Below are 20,720 nucleotides of genomic sequence, written 5' to 3' on the forward strand. Positions count from 1 at the left end.
GGAGAGAATCAGAGTCACACGAAGGAATGCAGCCATGGCAACAGGCACAGTTAAATGGTTCAACGCCGAAAAGGGTTTTGGCTTCATTGCCCCCGATGACGGGTCCGCTGACGTTTTCGCCCACTACTCCGCAATCGCCAGCAGCGGATACCGCTCACTCGATGAGAACCAGAAGGTTGAATTCGATGTGACCCAGGGTCCGAAGGGCCCGCAGGCAGAGAACATCCGCCCGCTCTAAGGCTTCGGTTTTCCTCCCGCACCAGCAGGAGGAATCCCGCCAGGCAGCGGCCCCTCCAACACCCGTTGGCGGGGCCGCTGTTTTTGCCCTCCCCAAGCCTGGTCCCCGGCGGCCTTCCACATCTCTCTTGGGTGGCGGCCTCTGCGTCCGGGCTCCCTATCGCATGCCGGGATTTGGGATAATTGGGTTATGACCGGACAGCACCCGGACAACGTTCCAGGCAACGACGCAGGCAAGGACCCGTGGGAGGAGTTCGACGGTCTCCCACCTGCCGGGCCGGACCGTGTCCCGGGGCATCCCGGCGGGGAACCGCTGGGCTTCGGTTTCCGCACCGGAGTCCGAAGCGCCCGGGTTGCCGTCGGATTTGCCGTGTACACCCTGGTCCTCGGAACCATCCTTGCACTGGCAGGATGCATTGTTTTTGTTGCCGAGGAACAATGGCTGCTCGTGGCCCTGATGCTCCTCATCGAGGCGGTCTTCATCTTTGCGTTCACCCGGCTCGTAGCCCAGGCCCGCACGCGCTCACCACGAACCCGGTCTTCACGGCGCCGGTCCCCGGGGAAACCTGCTTGACCTTGACGTTGCGTCAACCCCTACGCTCGAAGCATGGAAGCAACCGGAACCACCCCAGGTGTTGACTGGCCCATCCAGGACGTTGCCAGGATGGCCGGCACAACCAGCCGGACGCTGCGCCACTACGACGACGTCGGGCTGCTGAAGCCCAGCCGGGTTGGCAGTAACGGATACCGCTATTACGACGCCGCAGCGCTCCTGCAGCTCCAGCGGATCCTCCTGCTCCGGGATCTCGGCCTGGGCCTGCCGGCCATTGCCGGGGTGTTCAGCCATGAGACGGATGCCGTCAAAGCGCTCAGCCGCCACCTGGACTGGCTCCGGCAGGAGCAGGAGCGGCTGGCCCGGCAGGTCCTGTCTGTCCGGCAAACAATCGAAACAGTGAAAGGAGGGGGCGAACTGATGGCCGAGAATATGTTTGACGGCTTCGACCACACCCAGTACAAGGACGAGGTGGAGGAGCGCTGGGGCAAGGAGGCCTACGCGAAGGGGGACACCTGGTGGCGTGGAATGGGACCCGCGGAAAAACAGGAATGGAAGTCCAGGGCAGAAAAACTCGCCAGCGACTGGACCGCCGCTTCGGAATCCGGCCTGGCCGCGGACAGCCCGGAGGCGCAGGACCTGGCGCAGCGGCACGTTGAGTGGCTCACCTCCATCCCTGGCACTCCCGCTTCGGAGGCGGGCGGTGACATCAAGGGGTACGTGGTGGGCCTGGGAGAAATGTACGTTGCCGATCCGCGTTTCGCCGCCAACTACGGTGGCGAATCGGGCGCGGGCTTCGTGCGGGACGCTTTGCGTGCCTACGCCGAGAGGAACCTCTAGAAAGGGAAAGAGCGACGGCGGAGGCGGGCGTTGGGAGCCGGGCGGGCAGGTGGCTGCCTGATAAGCCCCGCAGCAGTCAGCCCAGCCGCTTCCGCAAGGCGACCGCGGCGGCGGCGACCACCGCAGCGGCTCCGACGAGCCGCTGCGCCGTCCGCCGTCGGCCGTGCCATCCGCCGCCCGTGGAAGTCTTCCGGATTGCCTGCGACGCCCGGTAAAGGTTTCCGGAGGTCAGGGGGGCGGACTGCCGCCGGGACAGCTGGCGGGTATCCACTTGGCGGGCGGTGGCAGCTTCCACGGCGCCAGGGGCGGCCTTGTGCTGCAGTACCAGGAGGCGCCCGGCCAGCCCTCCCGCGACCGTCTCCCGGCGCGGGTGGTCGACGAGCCTTACCACGGCTTTCGCAACCCGCTGGGGAGTGTAAACGGGAGGCATGGCCATCGGGCGGCGGCCGGTGTAGTTGGCTGCATTCTGGTAGAAAGGCGTGTCGATGGTGGCCGGGAGGACCGTGCACACGTGCACCCCGTCGGCGCCTTCGCGGGCCAGTTCGGAGCGCAGGCTGACGCTGAGGGCTCGCACCGCGGCTTTGGAGATGGAATAAGCGGCGGAGTACGGCAACGGGATTTCCGACACGATGGACGCGACGTTAATCAGGGTGCCGGATCCCTGGGCGCGCAGACGCGGCAGTGCCGCCCGGGCACCGTTCACGTACCCGGAGATGTTGACGTCCAGTACCCGCTGGAAGTCCTTGGGCGGAATCTCGGTCAGCAGGCCGAATGCGCCCACAGCGGCATTGTTGACCCACACGTCCAGGCGCCCGAACTCCTTAACGGCGCGGGCCCCCAGTTCCTCCACCTTCGCCACGTCGGTCATGTCGGTAGGGACGGCAATGGCCTTCCCGCCGCGTTTCCTGCATTCCCGTGCCGCCTCTTCCAGGGATTCAGCTCCCCGCGCAGCCAGGACCAGCCGCGCCCCCCTGGAGGCGAAGCGCAGGGCCGTGGCCCTTCCGATCCCGCTGGATGCGCCGGTGATCACCACAACTGAATTCCTGATGCGCATTTGGCATCCCCTTTTCGTCCGTGGACTGCCCTGGCATAAAACTAAGCAGGCTTAGTGTTTGATGCTACCGAGGCCGGTGCTGCGGGACAACGGCAGTTGGCTAAACGGGTGGGTACCTAGTGGAAAGCGGATTTTCCTGTGACGGCCCTGCCCACGATGAGCGAGTTCATCTCATAGGTCCCCTCGTAGGTGTAGAGGATTTCGGCGTCGCCGAACAGCTTGCCCATCTCGTAGTCGCTGCTGATGCCGTTGCCGCCCAGCAGCGAGCGGCCCATGGCCACCGAGGACCGGGCCAACCGGGTGATGGTGGCCTTGGCCATGGCAGCCTGGACCATCTCCAGCTTTCCCTCCTGCTGGATGCGCGCCAGTTGCGCCATCAACGCCAAGGAGGCGGAGGCGTTCCCCAAAATGTCGGCGAGCTGCTGCTGGACCAGCTGGAAGCCGGCCAGCTCCTTGCCGAACTGCCGCCGGGTTAAGGCATAGGCGCGGGCGACGTCGAAGGCAGCCAGCTGGATTCCCGCACCTTGGCAGCCCACCCAGGCCCGGGAGTCCCGCAACAGCTCGTTCGCCCGGGAGAAACTCGTGGCCCCGGGCAGCAGGTTGCCCGCCGGGATCCGCACGTCCTGCAGCACGATGTCCGCGTTCTGCATGATCCGCAGGCCGATCTTGTTGGAGATCTTGGTGGCCATATAGCCAGGCCTGTCCGTCTCCACGATGAAGCCCTTGATTTCGCCGTCCGCCGCGTCCCTGGCCCAGACCAGCGCGAAATCCGCGATGGTGCCGGCGCCGATCCAGCGCTTGGCACCGTTGAGGACCCACTCGCGGCCATCCAGCCTTGCCGACGTTTCCAGCCCCCCGGCGATATCCGAGCCATGGTCCGGCTCCGTCAGTGCAAAAGCTCCGAGGCGGGCGAAGGATTTCAGTCCGGGCAGCCACCGGTCCTTCTGCTCCTCAGACCCCAGCCCGCTGATCATCCCGAGGATGAGTTCGTTGTGGATCCCGGCGAGCGCCGAGAGGGATACGTCCGCTCGGGCCAATTCCACGTACATCAGGCCCTTGAACAGTGTGGAACTGCCGTCCAGCTGGAGGGCTCCGAGGCCATGCTTTCCCATGTCCGCGAGCAGCCCAAAGGGGAACTCTTCGCGGTTCCAGTACTCGATGGAGGGCTGCCGGACCGAGGACTGGAGGAACCGGCGGATGCCGAAGTATCTGTCCCGTTCGGGCGGCGCCAGGAGGTCAGCGATGTACATCAGGTCGGCATCGGGGAAGGGTGGTGTTCCGTCATCTCCTGCGGGCTGCACGGGCATTGGTCCCCTCGCTCTGCCGGACTGCTTTACCAAACCGTTGGATGTCCTAGTATATTGCACAGGCCTCCGAAGCAAGTGAGGCGCATCACATAGCGAAAGGCTGGCTATGGGCACTCCGCTCTCCCGTGACCCGATCGCCGATGCCCGCCGAAACTGGGAGGACCACGGCTGGGCGGATATGGCCGCTCCCATGGCGGCGATCACCGCCATCATGCGGACCCAGCAGATTCTGCTCGCCAGGATCGAACTCGTGCTGAAGCCCTTCGGGCTGACCTTCGCGCGCTACGAACTGCTCGCCCTGCTGGGCTTCGCCAGGAACGGATCCCTTCCCATGAAGAAAGCGAGCACGCTCCTCCAGGTCCACCCGACATCCGTTACCAACGCGGTTGACCGGCTGCAGGACGCAGGGCTGGTGCGCCGTTTACCGCATCCAACGGACGGCCGCACCACGCTGGTGGAGCTCACCGCAGACGGCCGCACCGTTGCGAAACGTTCGACGGCGGCACTCAACGCCGAAGTTTTCAGCGCCTCGGGCTTCGGGCCGGAGGATATCGATCAGCTGATCCGGATACTCGGTGACTTCCGCCGGAATGCCGGCGACTTCATCGACTCCTGACCGGGCCGGATGCGAGGTCAATGCGATCGCAGGTCAACGCGGAAACAGGGTCAGCGCGGCTCTTTGGCGCGTTTGATCCGCCGGGCAACGAGGAGTACCAGGGTAACGCCCAAAGCGGCGTAGACGGCATAGTTCAGGAAACGGGAGTACTCCTCGATCACCCGGTATTGGGTGCCCAGCAGGTACCCGAGCCCCAGCAGCAGCCCGTTCCACAGCCCGCTGCCGGCAAGCGTGTAGATGGTGAACGTGCCCAGCGGCATGGCTGCAGCTCCGGCCGGAAGGGAAATGAGGCTCCGCACACCGGGAAGTAACCTCCCGAAGAAGATGGACCGCCGTCCATGCCGGCGGAACCAGCCGGCCGCGTGTTCAAAGTCCTCCCGGTCCACCAACGGGAGCTTCGACAACCCGCGGATGGACCGCTCCAGGCCGAGCTTGGCCCCGAGCCAGTACAGGAAGAGGGCCCCCAGCCAGGCGCCCAACGTGCTCGTGAGAAAAACCAGGACCAGGTTCAGGGAGCCTTGCCTGGAAAGGTAACCGGCCAGCGGCAGGATCACTTCGCTGGGGATGGGCGGCACCACGGTTTCGGCCAGGGTGAAGAGCCCCACGCCCCACTCCCCGAGCTGCTCGATGCCCCGGGCAGCGACGCCCACCAACCCGGTCAGGTTATCGGCTGAGCCGCCTGCGTCCGCCGCCGTTCCCCACATACAAGCTCCCCGTCCGATTCCACAGCTGCCCTGACCTGTCTACCTTACGCAGCATTGTGAAGGCTGACTTCGGCTCAGCGGTGCTGAAATCCGGGCTGGCGCTTCTCCATAAAAGCGGCCATGCCTTCCTTTTGGTCCTCTGTGGCGAAGAGCGAATGGAAGAGCCTGCGCTCGAACACCACTCCCTGGGCGAGGCCGGTTTCGAAGGCCGCGTTGACGGCTTCCTTGGCCACCATGGCCACCGGTTTTGACTTGGACGCGATCACTTCTGCAGCTTTGACGGCCTCGTCCACCACGTCCTCAGCGGGAACCACGCGGGATACCAGGCCGCAGCGGTCAGCTTCCTCCGCGCCGATGAACCTGCCGGTGAGGATGAGGTCCATCGCCTTGGCCTTGCCGATGGCACGGGTGAGCCGCTGCGATCCGCCCATGCCGGGCAGCACCCCCAGGTTGATCTCGGGCTGGCCGAACTTGGCGTTGTCCCCAGCGATGATGAGATCGCACATCATGGCCAGTTCACAGCCGCCGCCCAGCGCGAACCCGGAGACTGCGGCAATGGTGGGAATGCGGAGCCGGGTGAAGTCCTCCCAGCCGCGGAACCAGTCCGCAGCGTACATCTCAATATAGCCCTGGCCCGCCATCTCCTTGATATCAGCCCCGGCAGCGAAGGCCTTGCTGGAGCCGGTTATCACCACCGCTCCTACTGCGGGATCGGCATCCATAACACCCACGGCCTTGACGAGCTCTTCCATGGTGGCTTTGTTCAGGGCATTCAGCGCCTGTGGCCGGTTGAGCGTCACCAGCCCCACCCGGCCCCGCCGTTCCACCAGGATGTTCGTGTATTCGGTCATTCGGGGCTCCCGTCGTCCTGAGCTGCGCCGTACGCTGCACTTTTTGATGCCGTGTGTGGAGCGCCGCCGGCTTTGTCACCCAAGATGTTCCGTGATCCGTCCCGGGCATCGGATTTGTCCCGGATGTCCGTGATGATCCCGGAGAAGTCACGGCCGGCGCGCCGCCTTCCGCGGCAAACGTACCGTAGATTTCCGCGGCGAGCGGACCCACCCGGGCTGCCACGCCGGTACTTTGCAGTGCATTCACGGCAAGCTGGAGGTCCTTTGCCATCAAGGCTCCGGCGAAACCGGGCTGGTAATCGCGGTTGGCCGGGCTGGTGGGAACCGGCCCGGGCACGGGGCAGTTGGTGGTCAGTGCCCAGCATTGCCCCGAGGCCGCCGATGCCACATCAAAGAGCGCCTGGTGGCTAAGGCCCAGCTTCTCCCCCAGCACAAAGGCCTCGCTCACGGCAATCATGGAGGCGCCCAGGATCAGGTTGTTGCAGATCTTTGCGGCCTGTCCCGCGCCGTGGCCACCGCAGTGCACCACCCGCTTGCCCATTACCTCCAGCAGCGGACGCACCGCCTCGAAATCCTCCGGGTTTCCGCCCACCATAAACGTCAGCGTCCCGGCCTCGGCACCCACCACACCCCCGGACACCGGCGCGTCCACCGAGCGGTGGCCGGCACCGATGGCCAGCCTGGCTGCTTCACGGGCTTCGTCAACATTGATGGTGGAACAATCCAGGAACATGGTTCCGGGGGCAGCAGCGGCCAGCAGGCCGGGGCCGCCGTCGCTGCCCTGGTAGGCGTCCAGCACGTGCCGCCCACTGGGGAACATCGTCAGGACCACGTCCGCCCCGGAAACCGCTTCGGCGGCGCTGGCAACAGCAGGGACGCCATGCTCCCGTGCAGCGTCAAGGGCCGCGGGCACCACGTCGAAACCTGCCACCGTGTGGCCGGCGGTGACCAGGTTCACCGCCATGGGCCCACCCATGTGGCCCAGGCCCAGGAACGCGATGGTGTGGTTCTCAGGCATGGTCAGTCTCCTTCAATTCGGCTCTTTCAATCCAAGGTCCAGTTCTTTGCTGCCCAGCGGCTCGAAAAAGCGCTCCACCTGATCCGGCAGCACCTCCACGAGAGTGGGCGGGCGCCAGCGGGGTGCACGGTCCTTGTCCACCACCTGCGCGCGGATGCCCTCGCGGAAATCGGGCGCCGCCAGGAAACGCAGTCCCACCCGGTACTCCTGCGCCAGCGCTTCATCCAGCGTCAGGCCCCGGACCCGCCGCAGGGAGGCCAGCGTGACCTTCACGGACGTGGGCGACTTCGCCTCGATGGTGTCGGCGGCATTGGCGGCTTCCCCGCCGCCTTCACCATCGAAGCTCCGGAGGCGCCGGACAATCTCCACGGCGTCATCGGAGGCGTAGCAGCTGTCGATCCACGCCCGCTGCTGCGCAAGTGCTGAGGGCGGCGCCGCCTCGCTGTAGCGCCCGACGGCGGCTTCCGCAGTTTCGCTTTCCAGCGCCACCATGAGTTCCTCGAGCCGCCCGGACGGGACGTAGTGGTCGGCGAGGCCCAGGTGCAGGGCGTCCGCTGCGCTCAGATGTGCTCCGGTTAACGCCGCATGGGTGCCCGCCTCCCCCGGCGAGCGGGACAACAAAAGGGTCCCGCCGACGTCGGGGGCAAAACCAATAGTCGTCTCCGGCATGCCCATCCGCGTCCGCTCAGTAACCACCCGCACCGAGCCGTGCGCGGAGATCCCCACGCCGCCGCCCAGGACCAGCCCATCCATGAAGGCGACATACGGCTTCGGGTAGCGGGAAATGAGCGAATTCAGCCGGTACTCCGCCTGCCAGAAGTCCGCAGTCTTCCCCCCGCCGGCGGGGATGTCCTCGTAGATGGCCACAATGTCACCGCCGGCACACAATCCCCGTTCACCGGCGCCACGCACCAGAACCGTGGCAACGCCGTCGTCGTCCGCCCATGGGGTGAGCTGGTCCAGGAGCACACCCACCATGCCCGCTGTCAACGCGTTCACCGCCCGGGGCCGGTTGAGGGTGGCTACACCCAGCCGCCCGCGGCGTTCAAACAGTACCTCGGCATTGGGGTCCCCACCGGTTTCCGTGCTGTCCGTCATCAACTTCCTTCCGGCATCACGAAGCTGGCCCCGTGCCGTATCCCTGAGGGCCACCTGGTGGTGACCGTCTTCGTCTTGGTGTAAAAACGGAAGGCATCGGCGCCGTGCTGGTTCAGGTCGCCGAATCCTGACGCTTTCCAGCCCCCGAACGTGTAGTAGGCCAGGGGCACCGGGATGGGCACATTAATGCCCACCATGCCTACGTCCACCCTGGTGGCGAAATCCCGCGCGGCGTCTCCGTCGCGGGTGAAGATGGCCACCCCGTTTCCGTACTCGTTCCCGCTGCAGAGCCGGAGGGCTTCATCGTAATCAGTAGCCCGCACCACACTGAGGACGGGACCGAAGATCTCCTGCCGGTAGATGGCCATCTCCGGTGTCACATGGTCGAAGAGGGTGGGGCCAACCCAGAAGCCATTGTCGTAGCCTTCCACGGTGAGGCCGCGGCCGTCGGCCAGCAGGGTTGCGCCCTCGTCCACTCCCGCCTGGACGCAGCCCACGATCCGTTCCCTGGCGGCAGCCGTGACGACCGGGCCAAAGTCCGCATGCTGGTCCAGGCTGTGGCCCACCTTGAGCGACTTAACCCGTTCCTGGAGCCTGGCCACCAGCCGGTCAGCTGTTTCCTGTCCCACCGGGACGGCCACGGAAACGGCCATGCAGCGCTCCCCCGCGGAGCCGTACCCGGCGCCGATCAAGGCGTCCGCCGCCTGGTCCAGGTCTGCGTCCGGCATCACCACCATGTGGTTCTTGGCACCGCCGAAGCACTGCGCCCGCTTTCCGTGGGCAGCGGCGGTGGCGTAGATGTACCGTGCAATCGGGGTGGAACCCACAAATCCGATGGCCTGGACCCGGGGATCTTCAAGCAGCGCGTCCACGGCTTCCTTGTCCCCGTTGACCACATTGAATACTCCGTCCGGGACGCCCGCCTCGGAGTACAGCTCGGCCAGGCGCAGGGGCACGGAAGGATCCCGTTCCGAGGGCTTCAGGATGAACGCGTTGCCCGCAGCCAGCGCCGGGCCGGACTTCCACAGCGGAATCATGGCGGGAAAGTTGAACGGCGTAATCCCGGCCACCACGCCCAGGGGCTGCCGCAGCGAGTGGATGTCTATCCCGGATCCGGCTTCGGTGGAAAATTCGCCCTTGAGCAGGTGTGGCGCGCCGGCTGCGAACTCCACCACTTCCAGTCCCCGCTGGATGTCCCCCTTGGAGTCGGCGAGGGTCTTGCCGTGTTCGGAAGAGAGCAGCCGCGCAAGCCCCTCCAGGTCCTGGTTAGCCAGGTCCACGAACCGGAGCAGGATCCTCGCCCGGCGCTGCGGGTTCATGGCCGCCCATTCCTCCTGTGCCTTCGCGCCGGCGGCAACCGCGTTGTGCACCTCGTCCCTGCCGGCCAGCGGCACGCGCGCCTGCACTGTCCCGGTGCAGGGATCAAAGACGTCGCCGAAACGGCCGGACAAGCCTGCGGCGTGTTGGCCGCCGACGTAGTGGGAAAGCTCGCGCACCATGAGCAGACGCTCCTTCGCATGTGACCCAGGTCATTTCTGGTTGCGAATATACTCGGACCTCCAACTAAACTCCACCGGCCCGGTATGCCCGCACAGGCCCTGGCGCCCCTGCCGGAGCATGCTTTACCTGCGGCCGCACCGCCAAGGTAAGTTAGGAACTGTGAAGATTGCTACCTGGAATGTGAATTCGCTCCGTGCCCGTGCCGACCGCGTGGAAGCCTGGCTTCAGCGCAGTGACTGCGACGTGCTGGCCATCCAGGAAACCAAGTGCAAAGACGAGAACTTTCCCTGGGAGCTCTTCGAACGGATGGGCTACGAGGTGGCCCACTTCGGAGTCAACCAGTGGAACGGCGTGGCCATCGCTTCGCGGGTGGGGCTCGAAGACGTGGAGCGGACCTTCCTGGATCAGCCCTCATTCGGCAAGGCGGGCACGGATCCCGTGCAGGAGGCACGTGCCATGGCCGCTACCTGCGGCGGCGTCCGGATCTGGAGCCTCTACGTCCCCAACGGCCGCTCCCTGGACGATGAGCACATGCCGTACAAGCTCAAGTGGCTGGAAAGCCTGAAAACGCATGCCCAGGAACTGGTAGCCCGGAATCCGGAAGCCCAGGTGGCGCTGATGGGCGACTGGAACATCGCCCCCTTCGACGACGACGTATGGGACATCGATCTTTTCGTCAACAACCGCTACACCCACGTCAGTCCGCCGGAGCGGGCAGCATTCCACGCCTTCGAGTCGGCAGGATACACCGACGTGGTCCGGCCCTACACTCCCGGCCCCGGCGTCTACACCTACTGGGACTACACCCAGCTGCGCTTTCCGAAGAAGGAAGGCATGCGGATCGACTTCGTGCTGGCCTCCCCGGCCCTGGCCGCGCGCGTCACCGGCGCCTCGATCGACCGCGAGGAGCGCAAGGGCAAAGGCGCCTCGGACCATGCCCCCGTGCTGGTGGAACTGGCCGGCTGATGACAGAATCCTGGACCCATTCAAGGAGACCGTGATGACGGGAAACCTCTACCGGGGCCAGGCCGGCCTGCCATTCTCGTCAACCCTGCGCGTCTACGAACCGCTGGATGCCTTTCCGGAGGAGCAGCGCGCCGCGATCCAGGCCGCCGGGGCGCGCTCTGCCTCGCGTGCCGCCGTCGAAAACGCCGAACTGCTGGCCTCGCTGGGACGCATCACCCGCTCCGGCGGTGACCCCTTCCCCACGGGACGCACCGATCTGGTACGCGTCACCACTGCCCCGGCCGCACCCGCGGCAGGAAAGTCCGACGACGACGCTGACGCCGACCCCGTGCTGCTGTACTGTCCCAGCCAGCTGGTATTGCGCGCGGGCCTGGCGGCCAACGCCCTGATGGAGGGAATCCACGGCCCCCTGGCGGAGCTGCTCATTCCCGAAGAGCAGCGGGACAAGCACCAGGAACGGATCGATCAGGTAAAGGCCCGCGACGGGTCCATCCGCGTGCACACCCGGGCGTCCACCTGGGGCATCCCCTTCAGCTGGTTTTCGCTGTTCATGGAAGCAGACCACAAGGACGTGGTGGAGGCTGCCGGCCGGATCCTCACCGTCCGCGTGTGGGCACCCATCACCGAAGCCCTGGAGCGGGCCCGGTACGCGGTGGCCAACCTTGCACTCGCGGCACCGGACCTGGACATGCTCGATGACCTCGCCCAGCTCACGGAGTGGCTGGAAACGTTCCACGTGGAGTCGATGGTGGAACTGGATTATGGGGCGGTGGCGGACAAAGTGTACCCGGACGATTCGCCCATGGACATTAGGCTTGGCATTGAATGCCTGGCTGAGGGCGACATGACAGGCGCTGCCGCGGCCTACCGCCGTCTGGCGTCACGCTGGATCCCCATCCGGCAACTGGCCCGCGCGTCCTGACGGCTGGCGTCCTGAAGATGCTGGAAACTGAACCCAGGCACTAGGACCGGGGCGGCGCCGTCGTCCTTCGGACAATCAGTTCATGGGGCGCGACAGCGGACTGGACCGATCCCGTCTCCCCGTCCAGTTCGTCAAGGAGCATCTTGGTGGCCAGCTCGGCCTGCTCGTCCGGCCGCTGGCCCACCGTGGTCAGGCCCATGGCGTCGGCGAAATCGTGGTTGTCGATGCCCACCACTGAGAGTTCCTGCGGCACCCGGACGCCGAGCCGCAAGGCTTCAAAGATGACACCCATGGCCATCTCGTCCGAAGCGCAGAAGATGGCTGTTGGCTTGTCCCCCGGCTTGGCCCACAGCCGGCGGAAGGCCTCCTGCCCGCTGCGGACCGTGAAATCCCCCCACTCATCCCATTCGGGGCGGGTGGGGAGGCCCGCGGCGGTCATCACGTCCTTGAAAGCCAGGATCCGGACGCGGGGAACATCGAAGTTCAAGTCTGTTTCGTCGTCGCCGTGCAGCAGGGCGATGTTGCGGTGGCCCAGGTCGATCAGGTGCCGGACCGCGGTGGACGCGGCGGCGTAATCATCGATGCCGATGTAGGCGCACTCTTCCACGTGGCCGCCCACCACCACCAGCGGGATGTCGATTTTCTGGAGGTGGTCGAGTTCATCATGGGACAGCGCCATACACAGGACCAGCAGGGCATCGATCTGCTTGTAGACCATGGTCTTGCTGAACAGCCGCTCCCGGTTGCTGCCATGGCCACCGAGGTTGAACAGCGAAAGGTTGTAGTTCCGGGCGTGGAGTTCCCGGTCCGCGCCTTCGATGGCTTTGGAGAAGAACCACCGGCTCACGAACGGGGCGAGCACCCCGATAGTCCTGGTTCTTCCCGTGGCCAGGCCGGAGGCGGAGCTGGACGCTACATAGCCCAGGTTCCCGGCTACCTCGAGGATTTTTTCGCGGGTGGCCGGTGAGACGCGGGGCAGGCCCCGGACTGCCCGGGAAACAGTGGCGGTGGAAACTCCCGCCGCCGCCGCCACATCTTCGATGCTGACACCGCTGTGGCCGCCCCGTTGGGACCTTTCACTTGTGCGAGCCACGGTGCCCCCTCAATACTTCCTGCAGGCCTCCGCCATGCTTTGTGCGATGCCCCCACGCCATAGTATTTTGGGCGCCTGGGAATATCGCAGTGTTACCTTTGGGGCCGGACGGCCGACGGCGGAAGATCAGCCGTGTGCGCTACCTCCGGTCCGGCAGCTTCCGGCGCAGCCGCACCATCCCGTAGATCGCGAGGAGGACGGCCAGCAGGCCCAGTGCCCAGCCCAGGGCCGGCTGTGCCGTTACTTCCATCCAGACCGTGACGACGAGCAGGACCAGCGCCCAGAAAGCCAGGAAGCCGATGATGATGTCGAAGTCCTGCCCGGACCTCATCCGCCGGCGGTCGCTTCCCGCCCCCGTGGACCGGGGGCGGGAAGGGCCGTTTGTCACTTGACCGCACCTGCCGTCAGGCCGGCGACGATCTTGCGCTGGAAGACCAGCACCAGGATCACCAAGGGAATGGTGACGATGGTACCGGCGGCCATGATGGCCGTGTACGGGATCTGGTTGGGCTGGGCGCCGGCGAAACTGGCGATGGCAACCGTGACGGGCTTCGTAGCCTCACTGGACAGCTGGCTGGCGATCAGGAACTCGTTCCAGGAGGAGATGAACGCCAGGATCGCCGTCGTGAAGATCGCCGGAGCCGCCAGGGGCATGATCACCTTCCGGAACGCCTGGCCCTGTGTACAGCCGTCAACACGGGCCGACTCCTCAAGTTCCCACGGCATTTCGCGGAAGAAGGAGGTCAGGGTGTAGACGGTGAGTGGCAGGACGAAGGAGATGTTCGGAATGATCAGGGCCTGGTAGGTACCCATCCAGCCGATGTTGGTGAAGAGCTGGAACAGCGGGGTGATCAGGGCAACGCCGGGGAACATGGAAGCACCCAGGATGAAGCCCAGCACCAGGTACTTGAACCGGAAGTTCAAGCGTGCCAGTGCGTAGGCGGCGAAGACGCCGATCACCAGCGAGATCACTGTGACGGTCACACCGATAAAGACGCTGTTGAGCAGCGCTTGACCGAATTTGTTGCCGAACGAGGTATCGAAGGCAGTGATGAAGTTGTCCAGTGTCACGTGCGTTGGCCAAGGCGTTGTGTCGTACGTGAACCCCACCTCGCGGAAGGCCGTAACCACCATCCAATAGGCTGGCGCCAGGCACCAGATCAGGATGACGGCGGCGCTGATGTAGGTCCGCGCCTGGGCCCACTTTTCCCTGTTCTGGGCAGCCTGCCGTCCTTTGTCCTGGCGTGCCCGCAGGGCTGAATCTGCTGTTGCGGTGGTCATTTCTTCCCCTTACCGGTGGCTCCGCTTTGCTCCACAACGTTCGCCCCAAGGAACCGGACAAAGATGAACGCGACCAGGAAGATGATGATGAACGTGATGGTGGACAAGGCAGCCGCAGCGTTGAACCCTTGCCTGATCTGGTTGATCACCAGGATGGACAGGGTGGTGGTGTTGTTGGCACCGCCCGTGAGGATGTACGGCAGGTCGAACATACGCAGCGCATCCAGGGTACGGAACAGGATGGCCACCATCAGAGCCGGCTTGACCAGCGGAAGGGTGATCATCCGGAACCGCTGCCAGGCAGTGGCTCCGTCCACCTTGGCCGCCTCATAGACTTCGGCGGGAATCATTTGCAGGCCGGCCAGAATCAGGAGGGCCATAAACGGGGTGGTCTTCCAGGTGTCAGCGATGATGACTGCCCACTTGGCCGGCCATTCGCTGCCGGTCCAGAGGATGCTGACGTTGAACAGCTTGTTAATGATTCCGTTGAAGTCGAACATAAAGAGCCACAGCTGTGCGGTGACGGCCGTGGGGATAGCCCAAGGGACGAGGACAGCCGCGCGGACCAGGCCGCGGCCCTTGAACGTGCGCGCCATGATCATGGCCATCCAGAAACCGAGGACAGTTTCGAAGGCGACCGTAATGACAGTAAAAATGAAGGTGGTGCCGGTAGCCGTCCAGAATTGGCCGGCCAAGGTACCCGGCGGACAGGCTACTGTGCCGCCGCCCTGGGCTGCACACTGCTGCGCCAGCCAGTTCACATAGTTCTGGATGCCGGCCGGTCCGCCCTCAGTGAAGAGACCTGTGGCCGGATCCAGACCCGCGTCCTTCGTGAAGGACATCACGATGGCACTGATGATCGGGTAAACGATGACTACGCCCAGGGCGATGACGGTGGGGGCAAGGAGCCACGATGCCCAGCGACCCTGGCTCGCGATCCTGTTGTCCTCACCTACGCCTTTGGGTGCCTGGTGGACTGGAGTCCCGCCCGACGCCGGCTTGGTGACCGGCGTCGGGCCTAATTCTGTTGCCATGGCTGAATTACGATCCTGCGCTTGATGACTGGATGGACTTCTGCATGTCAGAGAGTGCCGTCTCTACGGGCTTCTCGCCCTTAAGAGCTGCGTAGGCATTCTCCTGGATTGCCTTCGTGACCGCCGGGTAGAAGGGCGTCACGGGGCGCGGTACCGCGTTCTGGATAGACGTCTGGAGGACACTCAGGTAGGGCAGTTTAGCCACCAGCTCCTTGTCCTCGTATACCGAGGTCAGGATTGGAGCCAACGACGCCTGGTTTGCAAAGAACTTCTGGTTTTCCTCGGTCTCGATGTACTTGATGAAGTCCAGTGCCGTTGCCTTGTTCTTGGAGTAGACACTGATGGCTGCGTTATGCCCACCGAGGGAGGACGCACCGGGGCCGTCCTTGCCCGGCAGGGGCGCCATTGCGAACTTGTCCTTTACAGCAGACGATCCCTCAGTCGTGATCAGGCTGTAGATGTAAGGCCAGTTGCGGTGGAAGAGCAGATTGCCGGACTGGAAGGCGCGGCGGCTCTCCTCTTCCTGGTAGGTGATGGCCTCCTGCGGAATGTTGCCGTCGGCGTACGCCTTAACCAGGTTCTCCAGGCCAGCCTTTGCCTCAGGCGTGTTCAGGCTCGGCTTGCCTTGGTCATCCAAAACGGATCCACCAGCCGAGTTGATCGCCTCAGAGGCGTTAACCGTCAGGCCCTCGTACTGCTTGTATTGCCCGGAGTAGCACCCGATGTTGTTGGCCTTGGCAATCGAGCACATGCTCATCATTTCGTCCCAGGTCTTGGGTGGCGTTGGGACGAGGTCCTTGCGGTAGTAGAGGATGCCGCCGTCGGAATCCTTGGGTCCTGCGTACAGGGTGCCCTTGTAGGTGGAAGCCTCAACCGGAGCCTTAAGCATTTTCGAGGTGTCGATCGCCATCTTGTCCTTGAGCGGCTGCAGCCAACCCTTGGCAGCGAACTCAGCAGTCCAAATGACGTCTACGCTGACCACGTCATAGTCGGACTGCTTAGCCTGGAAGTGCTGGACCAGGTCGTCGTGCTGCTGGTCCGCTTTGTCTGTCTGTTCCTTGAACGTGACCTTTTCATCAGGATGCGCTGCATTCCACTTCTCGATGAACGGACGGACCACGTTGTTGTTGTCCTTGCCCTGTACATACGTAATGGGACCCCGGCCGTCCAGGTTGGCTTCGGCATCACTGCCACCGCCACCTCCGGTGGTGCCGCCGCCTCCGCCGCCACAGGCAGACAAGGTCAGGGCCAGGATGCCGGCGGTAGCAGCCGGAAGTAGGAATCTACGGGTTTTCATTAGCTTGAAGCTCCTCGCTGAGTGACAAGTAAGTCGACAGTGCGCTTGCTGGGTGAGGTTGATGTGGTGACGCTCACACTAGTAAGGTTGCTGCGGGTAATGCAAGCGTTTACATCAAAAAGTTATCTGAGAGGAACCAAATGTCCAACCCGGACGTTCCTGCCGGCCGGCCAACCGGCACGCAATGGTGGACGGACGCCGTCGTCTACCAGATTTATCCCCGGTCCTTCGCGGACGGCAACGGCGATGGCATGGGCGATCTTCGCGGCGTCAAGCAACGCTTACCTTATCTTCAGCAGCTCGGCGTGGACGCCGTCTGGCTCTCACCCTTCTACAAATCGCCTCAGGCGGATGCGGGATATGACGTTGCCGACTACCGCCAGGTTGACCCCCTGTTCGGCTCGTTGGCCGACTTCGATGCGATGTTGCAGGAAGCTCACCAGCGGGGCTTGAAGGTCATTGTGGACCTGGTTCCCAACCACACTTCGGACGAGCACGCGTGGTTCCAGGAAGCGTTGGCAGCATCCCCGGGCTCACCGGAACGGGACCGCTACATCTTCCGGCCGGGCAAGGATGGCGTGCCCGGCTCCGGAGACGGCAACCGGGCGCCCAACAACTGGAAATCGATCTTCGGCGGACCTGCCTGGAGCCGGACCACCGGGCAGGACGGGTCTCCGGGTGAGTGGTACCTCCACCTTTTCGACACCAAGCAGCCGGACCTGAACTGGGACAACCCGGAGGTGCGGGACGAGATGCGCTCGGTGCTCCGCTTCTGGCTGGACCGCGGCGCGGACGGCTTCCGGGTGGACGTTGCCCACGGCCTGGTCAAAGAGGCCGGCCTTCCCGACTGGGACGGCGTGGCCGCCATGGTTGAAGGCACGCCGGAAGTCAGGAGGGAGCCAACCCCTCCCGGTGACGCCCCTGGCGCCCATACCGATGCAGAGGAACCGCACCGCGCCGTCTCTCCCGTATATCCGCCCTCGCCGTTTTTCGACCAGGACGGCGTCCATGACATCTACCGGGACTGGCACCAAGTACTGGCGGAGTACGGCGGGGACCGCATGATGGTTGCCGAGGCGTGGGTGGAGCCCGCTGAACGGCTGGCCCGCTACACCCGGCCTGACGAGATGCAGCAGGCGTTCAACTTCGATTTCCTGCTGGCGGGCTGGGATGCCGAGCGCGTGGCCGAGGCCATTGACGCGTCCCTGGCGGCAGCCGCTTCGGTGGGTGCCCCCTGCACTTGGGTGCTGAGCAACCACGACACCGTCCGCCACACCACCAGGTTCGGGCTCAAAGATCCCACCACCTTTCCGAAGGGCATCGCCGCGGACGATGAGCAGCCCGACCCGGCTTTGGGGCTGGCCCGCGCCCGTGCCGCCACATTGATATCGCTGGCCTTGCCTGGCTCCGCTTACCTCTATCAGGGCGAGGAGCTGGGGCTTCCCGAGCACACCACGCTGCCGGCCGAAGCGCGGCAGGATCCCACGTTCCACAGGACCAACGGCGCCGAGATCGGGCGCGACGGGTGCCGGGTCCCGCTGCCGTGGGCACAGGACGCACCTGGTTATGGGTTTGCGATAAGCGGAGGTGCGGCAGCAGCTCCCTGGCTTCCCCAGCCGGACAGCTTCGGCCCCCTCGCTGCCGACCAGCAGGAAGGCGTGGAGGGTTCAACCCTGGAGCTCTACCGGGCTGCCCTCCCATTCCGGTCCGCCCGGCAACTCGGCAGGGGCTCCCTGGCGTGGGCTGAGGTCCATGCCCCCGAGAGCGGACTGCTCGCCTTCCACAACGGAGAGGTCCTGGTCCTGGGCAATCTCGGTTTCGCCTCCGCCCCGGTTCCGGAGGGGTATTCCGTGGTTCTTTCGAGCGGTCCTGGACCCGCCTCAGACTGGAGCGGGATGGACGAGATCCCGGTGGACTGTACCGTCTACCTCACCAAGGACTAAGTCCACGACTGGTCAGCGGACGCGCTCAGCCCTGCTGAAGCGCGTCCGCGCACCGGCTCCGATATGGATCAGCACTGGGATCCTTTTGCCTACCACGGCTTCGAGCGCGGCCACCAGGGCGTACACCTCGTCTGCCAGCAGGTGCGGCGCCACCCCTTGTCGCGGCAGCAGGCGAACCTTCAAGGCGGGGGAGCCTTTGACGTTATAGGTGGTCACGGTGGCCCCTGCCAGGTCCGGTCGGTTTGCCAGGGCGTGCTTCAGGGCTTGCTCCGCAACTCCCCCGCCGATCCGCACATCGCCGGGGACTTCGCCGGGGTCGTATTCCATGGCCAGGAGGTTGGCCCGGCCTTTTCCTTGCTGGGCTGCCCAGGCCACCATAAGCCCGATCAGCACCAGCAGGGCCAGTGCCACCAGGATCCACAGCCAGCTTTCGGGCCGTCCTGGAAACCTTGTGGCGTTGAAGGCCTGGTTGACTCCAGCCCAGGCCCCGGCGGACCAGGAATGCCACCAGGAAGCGACGGCCGGGACGGAGGCCAGCAGCATCAGCAGGACGCCCACGGCCAGCAGTTTGAGGCCCAGGATGGTGATCAGGATCCGGTTGAGCAGGGTCGGGGTGCTGTTCATGCGCCAATAACCCCGGACGGCGCCACATTGACGCGCACCTCAGGAGAGGGGTCCAGCGCCATGGCAGCGAGTTCGCTTTCGACGGCGGCGAGCACGGAATCCCGTTCCACTGGCACCCCGGACGTGGGCCGGACATTGACCACCACCTGGCGCTGCGAGACAACCACCATGACCTGTTCGGGCGTGACATTCGCGGCAAGCCGGGCCCGCCGTGCCAGCGAGGAAGCGATGACTTCGTCGTCCACCACCACGGCAGGGCCGCCCGGATCCGGGCCGCCGGCCAGGAGATGCCGGGCCCGCCGTCCCGGCAGGATCCCGTTGAGGAAAAATACGAGGCCAAACATCGCCAGCACCGCACCGAGGGCGCCCAGAAGCAACGGCGGGATCCCCGCGGGCAGCGCGACAAGGCGCTCAGCAGCCACCTGCGGCTCGATCAGCCATGCCGGTTGACCGATGGCGTGCACGCCCGCCTCGAGGAGCCCGTAGGCAGCGAGAACCATGACCAAGACCGCCGCGGCAATGGCCGGCGCTGCACGCGTTGAATGGGTTTCGCGGCGCAGGACCCGGCCCATGTCCGGCGATTGGTCCTCCTGGTGCCGGCTCATCGCACCCGTCCCCCTTCGGTGATCCTTGCTCCGCTGATCCTGATGTCCACCCGGCTCAAATGCGCCCCGCTGAGCTCTGCCACTGTTGCCAGGATGCCCGCTTTTGCCCTGACCGTGCGGTCCCGGATGGAGCCGCCGGCGGCATCCACCCGCGAGGCATCGATGGCCACGGCAGTCAAGGGCGGGATGCTGATAGGTGTGACAAGGGACAGCGCCAGCAGGCCGTCGTCGTCCGCCCAGTCAGCCCGCACGTCCTCCGCCTCCACCCCCAGGAACTGGGCGGCAGCGGCTTTCGCAAGGCTGGTCAACGCCTGGGTACTGATGCGGTTATGGCCGCTGAGCTCCCCCGCCCGGACCAGTGGGGCGGTGGAGCTCATGAGGACGAGCGCCGGCCGGTGATGGCGTCCAGGACGCCGCGGAGGTCCAGTTTTCCTTCCGCGGCGCGGCCCAGGAATGCCCCGATGGCCATAAAGAGCAGGGATATCAGGAAGCCCCACAAACCAAATTGGAGGGACATAAACGCGACGAAGGCGCCCATGGCAGTGCCGGCGACGGTGAGGTTCACAGCAGCGCCTCCCTCTCGGCCGGGCCGGAAACTGCAGGTTTTACAGGGGGCGGCACATAGACGTCCGTGACTTCGACGTTGACCTCGATCACCTGCAGCCCCACCAGTTCCTCGACTGCCCGGTAGACTGCGGTCCGGACTGCATTGGCCAGGGAATGCAGCGGCGTTCCGTAGCTCGCCACCAGGCTGATGTCCACGGCCACCTGCGTTTCGCCCACTTCGGCATGGACACCGGCGGCATGGTCTGAACTTCCGACGGCGTCGCGGATGGCTCCCAGCGCACGCGATGGTCCGGAACCCAACGAGTACACCCCGGGGACGGCACGCGCGGCGATTCCCGCCACCTTGGCCACTGCGGTTTCGGAGATTACGGTGCGGCCAAGACCTGGCACAGGAACCGGTACCGGAGCCGGCACAGCGTGGCTGCCCTGGCCGGGTTGTGGGTTCTGGTATTCCATCAGGCACTCCCCCTTCTGTTGATCCCAACCCTATCCCCTGGCTGTGACTTAACGGCAGGAGGCAGGAACGCCCGCACCGCGGAACGTTCCTGCCTGTAGTGCTACTGGCTCCGTCAATTTTTCCTGGGGGACTGTTCGCCCGCAATTTTCGGGA

At 65.0% G+C, this 20,720-nt stretch carries 23 protein-coding genes and 1 pseudogene; 7 read left to right on the top strand and 17 right to left on the bottom strand.

What is annotated here, in order from left to right; all coding sequences use genetic code 11:
* Positions 1 to 34 precede the first annotated feature (34 nt).
* The 3 genes from QF047_RS17860 to QF047_RS17870 all read left to right on the top strand — a co-directional run bounded on the left by QF047_RS17860 (position 35) and on the right by QF047_RS17870 (position 1,630).
* Positions 35 to 238, top strand: coding sequence for a cold-shock protein (locus tag QF047_RS17860; RefSeq protein WP_013599688.1), 204 nt, complete (start codon positions 35 to 37; stop codon positions 236 to 238).
* Between the two features lie 189 nt (positions 239 to 427).
* The gene (locus QF047_RS17865; RefSeq protein ID WP_307279805.1) at positions 428 to 811 is read left to right on the top strand and encodes a hypothetical protein; all 384 of its coding nucleotides are present in this window, start codon (positions 428 to 430) and stop codon (positions 809 to 811) included.
* A 33-nt stretch (positions 812 to 844) separates the two neighbouring features.
* The gene (locus QF047_RS17870; RefSeq protein WP_307279808.1) at positions 845 to 1,630 is read left to right on the top strand and encodes a TipAS antibiotic-recognition domain-containing protein; all 786 of its coding nucleotides are present in this window, start codon (positions 845 to 847) and stop codon (positions 1,628 to 1,630) included.
* Positions 1,631 to 1,706: 76 nt separating this feature from the next.
* Here the strand turns inward: QF047_RS17870 and QF047_RS17875 are convergent, their stop codons facing one another.
* Positions 1,707 to 2,684: an SDR family oxidoreductase gene (locus QF047_RS17875; protein WP_307279811.1), complete on the bottom strand. Its 978-nt coding sequence runs from the start codon at positions 2,682 to 2,684 to the stop codon at positions 1,707 to 1,709.
* Between the two features lie 116 nt (positions 2,685 to 2,800).
* On the bottom strand, positions 2,801 to 3,991 hold the full coding sequence (locus QF047_RS17880) for an acyl-CoA dehydrogenase family protein (RefSeq protein ID WP_307279814.1): 1,191 nt from the start codon (positions 3,989 to 3,991) through the stop codon (positions 2,801 to 2,803).
* Positions 3,992 to 4,097: 106 nt separating this feature from the next.
* On the opposite strand from QF047_RS17880, the gene QF047_RS17885 reads away from it, so the two are divergent.
* Complete coding sequence (locus QF047_RS17885) at positions 4,098 to 4,607, top strand: MarR family winged helix-turn-helix transcriptional regulator (protein WP_307279816.1); 510 nt, start codon at positions 4,098 to 4,100, stop codon at positions 4,605 to 4,607.
* A 50-nt stretch (positions 4,608 to 4,657) separates the two neighbouring features.
* On the opposite strand, the gene QF047_RS17890 is transcribed toward QF047_RS17885, so the two are convergent.
* The 5 genes and pseudogenes from QF047_RS17890 to QF047_RS17910 all read right to left on the bottom strand — a co-directional run bounded on the left by QF047_RS17890 (position 4,658) and on the right by QF047_RS17910 (position 9,777).
* Entirely contained in the window at positions 4,658 to 5,311 is a 654-nt protein-coding gene (locus tag QF047_RS17890; RefSeq protein ID WP_307279818.1) for a DedA family protein, read from the bottom strand.
* 74 nt (positions 5,312 to 5,385) lie between these two features.
* On the bottom strand, positions 5,386 to 6,162 hold the full coding sequence (locus QF047_RS17895) for an enoyl-CoA hydratase (protein WP_307279820.1): 777 nt from the start codon (positions 6,160 to 6,162) through the stop codon (positions 5,386 to 5,388).
* Positions 6,159 to 7,180 (bottom strand): annotated as a pseudogene (mmsB, locus tag QF047_RS17900) (3-hydroxyisobutyrate dehydrogenase). The gene QF047_RS17895 and the pseudogene mmsB overlap by 4 nt, the downstream one beginning before the upstream one ends.
* Positions 7,181 to 7,192: 12 nt before the next feature.
* Entirely contained in the window at positions 7,193 to 8,278 is a 1,086-nt protein-coding gene (locus tag QF047_RS17905; RefSeq protein WP_307279822.1) for an enoyl-CoA hydratase/isomerase family protein, read from the bottom strand.
* Entirely contained in the window at positions 8,278 to 9,777 is a 1,500-nt protein-coding gene (locus QF047_RS17910) for a CoA-acylating methylmalonate-semialdehyde dehydrogenase (protein WP_307279825.1), read from the bottom strand. Before QF047_RS17910 ends, QF047_RS17905 begins: the two co-directional genes overlap by 1 nt.
* Positions 9,778 to 9,937: 160 nt before the next feature.
* Here QF047_RS17910 and QF047_RS17915 point away from each other — a divergent pair, with 160 nt between their 5' ends.
* Both QF047_RS17915 and QF047_RS17920 read left to right on the top strand, forming a co-directional pair.
* Complete coding sequence (locus QF047_RS17915) at positions 9,938 to 10,744, top strand: exodeoxyribonuclease III (protein WP_306637858.1); 807 nt, start codon at positions 9,938 to 9,940, stop codon at positions 10,742 to 10,744.
* A gap of 34 nt (positions 10,745 to 10,778) precedes the next feature.
* Positions 10,779 to 11,666, top strand: coding sequence for a hypothetical protein (locus QF047_RS17920; protein ID WP_306637857.1), 888 nt, complete (start codon positions 10,779 to 10,781; stop codon positions 11,664 to 11,666).
* A gap of 40 nt (positions 11,667 to 11,706) precedes the next feature.
* Here QF047_RS17920 and QF047_RS17925 read toward each other — a convergent pair whose 3' ends face one another.
* The 5 genes from QF047_RS17925 to QF047_RS17945 all read right to left on the bottom strand — a co-directional run bounded on the left by QF047_RS17925 (position 11,707) and on the right by QF047_RS17945 (position 16,371).
* Positions 11,707 to 12,759 carry a LacI family DNA-binding transcriptional regulator gene (locus QF047_RS17925; protein ID WP_306637856.1) on the bottom strand — a complete coding sequence of 351 codons (1,053 nt, stop codon included), beginning with the start codon at positions 12,757 to 12,759 and terminating at the stop codon, positions 11,707 to 11,709.
* Positions 12,760 to 12,898: 139 nt separating this feature from the next.
* Positions 12,899 to 13,147, bottom strand: coding sequence for a hypothetical protein (locus QF047_RS17930; RefSeq protein WP_307279830.1), 249 nt, complete (start codon positions 13,145 to 13,147; stop codon positions 12,899 to 12,901).
* Positions 13,144 to 14,040 (bottom strand): carbohydrate ABC transporter permease, encoded by an 897-nt coding sequence (locus QF047_RS17935; RefSeq protein ID WP_306637854.1) that lies wholly within the window; start codon positions 14,038 to 14,040, stop codon positions 13,144 to 13,146. The genes QF047_RS17930 and QF047_RS17935 overlap by 4 nt, the downstream gene beginning before the upstream one ends.
* The gene (locus tag QF047_RS17940) at positions 14,037 to 15,074 is read right to left on the bottom strand and encodes a carbohydrate ABC transporter permease (protein ID WP_091420997.1); all 1,038 of its coding nucleotides are present in this window, start codon (positions 15,072 to 15,074) and stop codon (positions 14,037 to 14,039) included. The genes QF047_RS17935 and QF047_RS17940 overlap by 4 nt, the downstream gene beginning before the upstream one ends.
* 7 nt (positions 15,075 to 15,081) lie before the next feature.
* Positions 15,082 to 16,371, bottom strand: a complete 1,290-nt coding sequence (locus QF047_RS17945) for an ABC transporter substrate-binding protein (protein WP_306637853.1) — start codon at positions 16,369 to 16,371, stop codon at positions 15,082 to 15,084.
* 140 nt (positions 16,372 to 16,511) lie between these two features.
* Between QF047_RS17945 and QF047_RS17950 the strand changes: the two genes are divergently transcribed.
* Entirely contained in the window at positions 16,512 to 18,314 is a 1,803-nt protein-coding gene (locus QF047_RS17950) for a glycoside hydrolase family 13 protein (protein WP_307279835.1), read from the top strand.
* 12 nt (positions 18,315 to 18,326) lie between these two features.
* Here the strand turns inward: QF047_RS17950 and QF047_RS17955 are convergent, their stop codons facing one another.
* From QF047_RS17955 to QF047_RS17975, 5 genes are read right to left on the bottom strand one after another with little or no spacing between them, the layout of a single operon-like run.
* Entirely contained in the window at positions 18,327 to 18,938 is a 612-nt protein-coding gene (locus QF047_RS17955; RefSeq protein WP_307279837.1) for a hypothetical protein, read from the bottom strand.
* Positions 18,935 to 19,543, bottom strand: a complete 609-nt coding sequence (locus QF047_RS17960) for a DUF6286 domain-containing protein (protein WP_307279838.1) — start codon at positions 19,541 to 19,543, stop codon at positions 18,935 to 18,937. Before QF047_RS17960 ends, QF047_RS17955 begins: the two co-directional genes overlap by 4 nt.
* Positions 19,540 to 19,920, bottom strand: a complete 381-nt coding sequence (locus QF047_RS17965) for a hypothetical protein (RefSeq protein ID WP_307279840.1) — start codon at positions 19,918 to 19,920, stop codon at positions 19,540 to 19,542. The genes QF047_RS17960 and QF047_RS17965 overlap by 4 nt, the downstream gene beginning before the upstream one ends.
* Entirely contained in the window at positions 19,917 to 20,108 is a 192-nt protein-coding gene (locus tag QF047_RS17970) for a hypothetical protein (protein WP_306637848.1), read from the bottom strand. Before QF047_RS17970 ends, QF047_RS17965 begins: the two co-directional genes overlap by 4 nt.
* The gene (locus tag QF047_RS17975) at positions 20,105 to 20,566 is read right to left on the bottom strand and encodes an Asp23/Gls24 family envelope stress response protein (RefSeq protein WP_307279842.1); all 462 of its coding nucleotides are present in this window, start codon (positions 20,564 to 20,566) and stop codon (positions 20,105 to 20,107) included. The genes QF047_RS17970 and QF047_RS17975 overlap by 4 nt, the downstream gene beginning before the upstream one ends.
* Positions 20,567 to 20,720: the final 154 nt, after the last annotated feature.

The organism is Arthrobacter sp. W4I7, from assembly GCF_030816215.1.
GTDB classification, from domain to species: Bacteria; Actinomycetota; Actinomycetes; order Actinomycetales; family Micrococcaceae; genus Arthrobacter; species Arthrobacter siccitolerans_A.

Bases quoted from the DNA above. Each gene is read 5' to 3' on its own strand.
- QF047_RS17860 (WP_013599688.1), top strand. From the start codon at position 35: ATGGCAACAGGCACAGTTAAATGGTTCAACGCCGAAAAGGGTTTTGGC.
- QF047_RS17865 (WP_307279805.1), top strand. From the start codon at position 428: ATGACCGGACAGCACCCGGACAACGTTCCAGGCAACGACGCAGGCAAG.
- QF047_RS17870 (WP_307279808.1), top strand. From the start codon at position 845: ATGGAAGCAACCGGAACCACCCCAGGTGTTGACTGGCCCATCCAGGAC.
- QF047_RS17875 (WP_307279811.1), bottom strand. From the start codon at position 2,684: ATGCGCATCAGGAATTCAGTTGTGGTGATCACCGGCGCATCCAGCGGG.
- QF047_RS17880 (WP_307279814.1), bottom strand. From the start codon at position 3,991: ATGCCCGTGCAGCCCGCAGGAGATGACGGAACACCACCCTTCCCCGAT.
- QF047_RS17885 (WP_307279816.1), top strand. From the start codon at position 4,098: ATGGGCACTCCGCTCTCCCGTGACCCGATCGCCGATGCCCGCCGAAAC.
- QF047_RS17890 (WP_307279818.1), bottom strand. From the start codon at position 5,311: ATGTGGGGAACGGCGGCGGACGCAGGCGGCTCAGCCGATAACCTGACC.
- QF047_RS17895 (WP_307279820.1), bottom strand. From the start codon at position 6,162: ATGACCGAATACACGAACATCCTGGTGGAACGGCGGGGCCGGGTGGGG.
- QF047_RS17905 (WP_307279822.1), bottom strand. From the start codon at position 8,278: ATGACGGACAGCACGGAAACCGGTGGGGACCCCAATGCCGAGGTACTG.
- QF047_RS17910 (WP_307279825.1), bottom strand. From the start codon at position 9,777: ATGGTGCGCGAGCTTTCCCACTACGTCGGCGGCCAACACGCCGCAGGC.
- QF047_RS17920 (WP_306637857.1), top strand. From the start codon at position 10,779: ATGACGGGAAACCTCTACCGGGGCCAGGCCGGCCTGCCATTCTCGTCA.
- QF047_RS17935 (WP_306637854.1), bottom strand. From the start codon at position 14,040: ATGACCACCGCAACAGCAGATTCAGCCCTGCGGGCACGCCAGGACAAA.
- QF047_RS17940 (WP_091420997.1), bottom strand. From the start codon at position 15,074: ATGGCAACAGAATTAGGCCCGACGCCGGTCACCAAGCCGGCGTCGGGC.
- QF047_RS17945 (WP_306637853.1), bottom strand. From the start codon at position 16,371: ATGAAAACCCGTAGATTCCTACTTCCGGCTGCTACCGCCGGCATCCTG.
- QF047_RS17950 (WP_307279835.1), top strand. From the start codon at position 16,512: ATGTCCAACCCGGACGTTCCTGCCGGCCGGCCAACCGGCACGCAATGG.
- QF047_RS17955 (WP_307279837.1), bottom strand. From the start codon at position 18,938: ATGAACAGCACCCCGACCCTGCTCAACCGGATCCTGATCACCATCCTG.
- QF047_RS17960 (WP_307279838.1), bottom strand. From the start codon at position 19,543: ATGAGCCGGCACCAGGAGGACCAATCGCCGGACATGGGCCGGGTCCTG.
- QF047_RS17965 (WP_307279840.1), bottom strand. From the start codon at position 19,920: ATGAGCTCCACCGCCCCACTGGTCCGGGCGGGGGAGCTCAGCGGCCAT.
- QF047_RS17975 (WP_307279842.1), bottom strand. From the start codon at position 20,566: ATGGAATACCAGAACCCACAACCCGGCCAGGGCAGCCACGCTGTGCCG.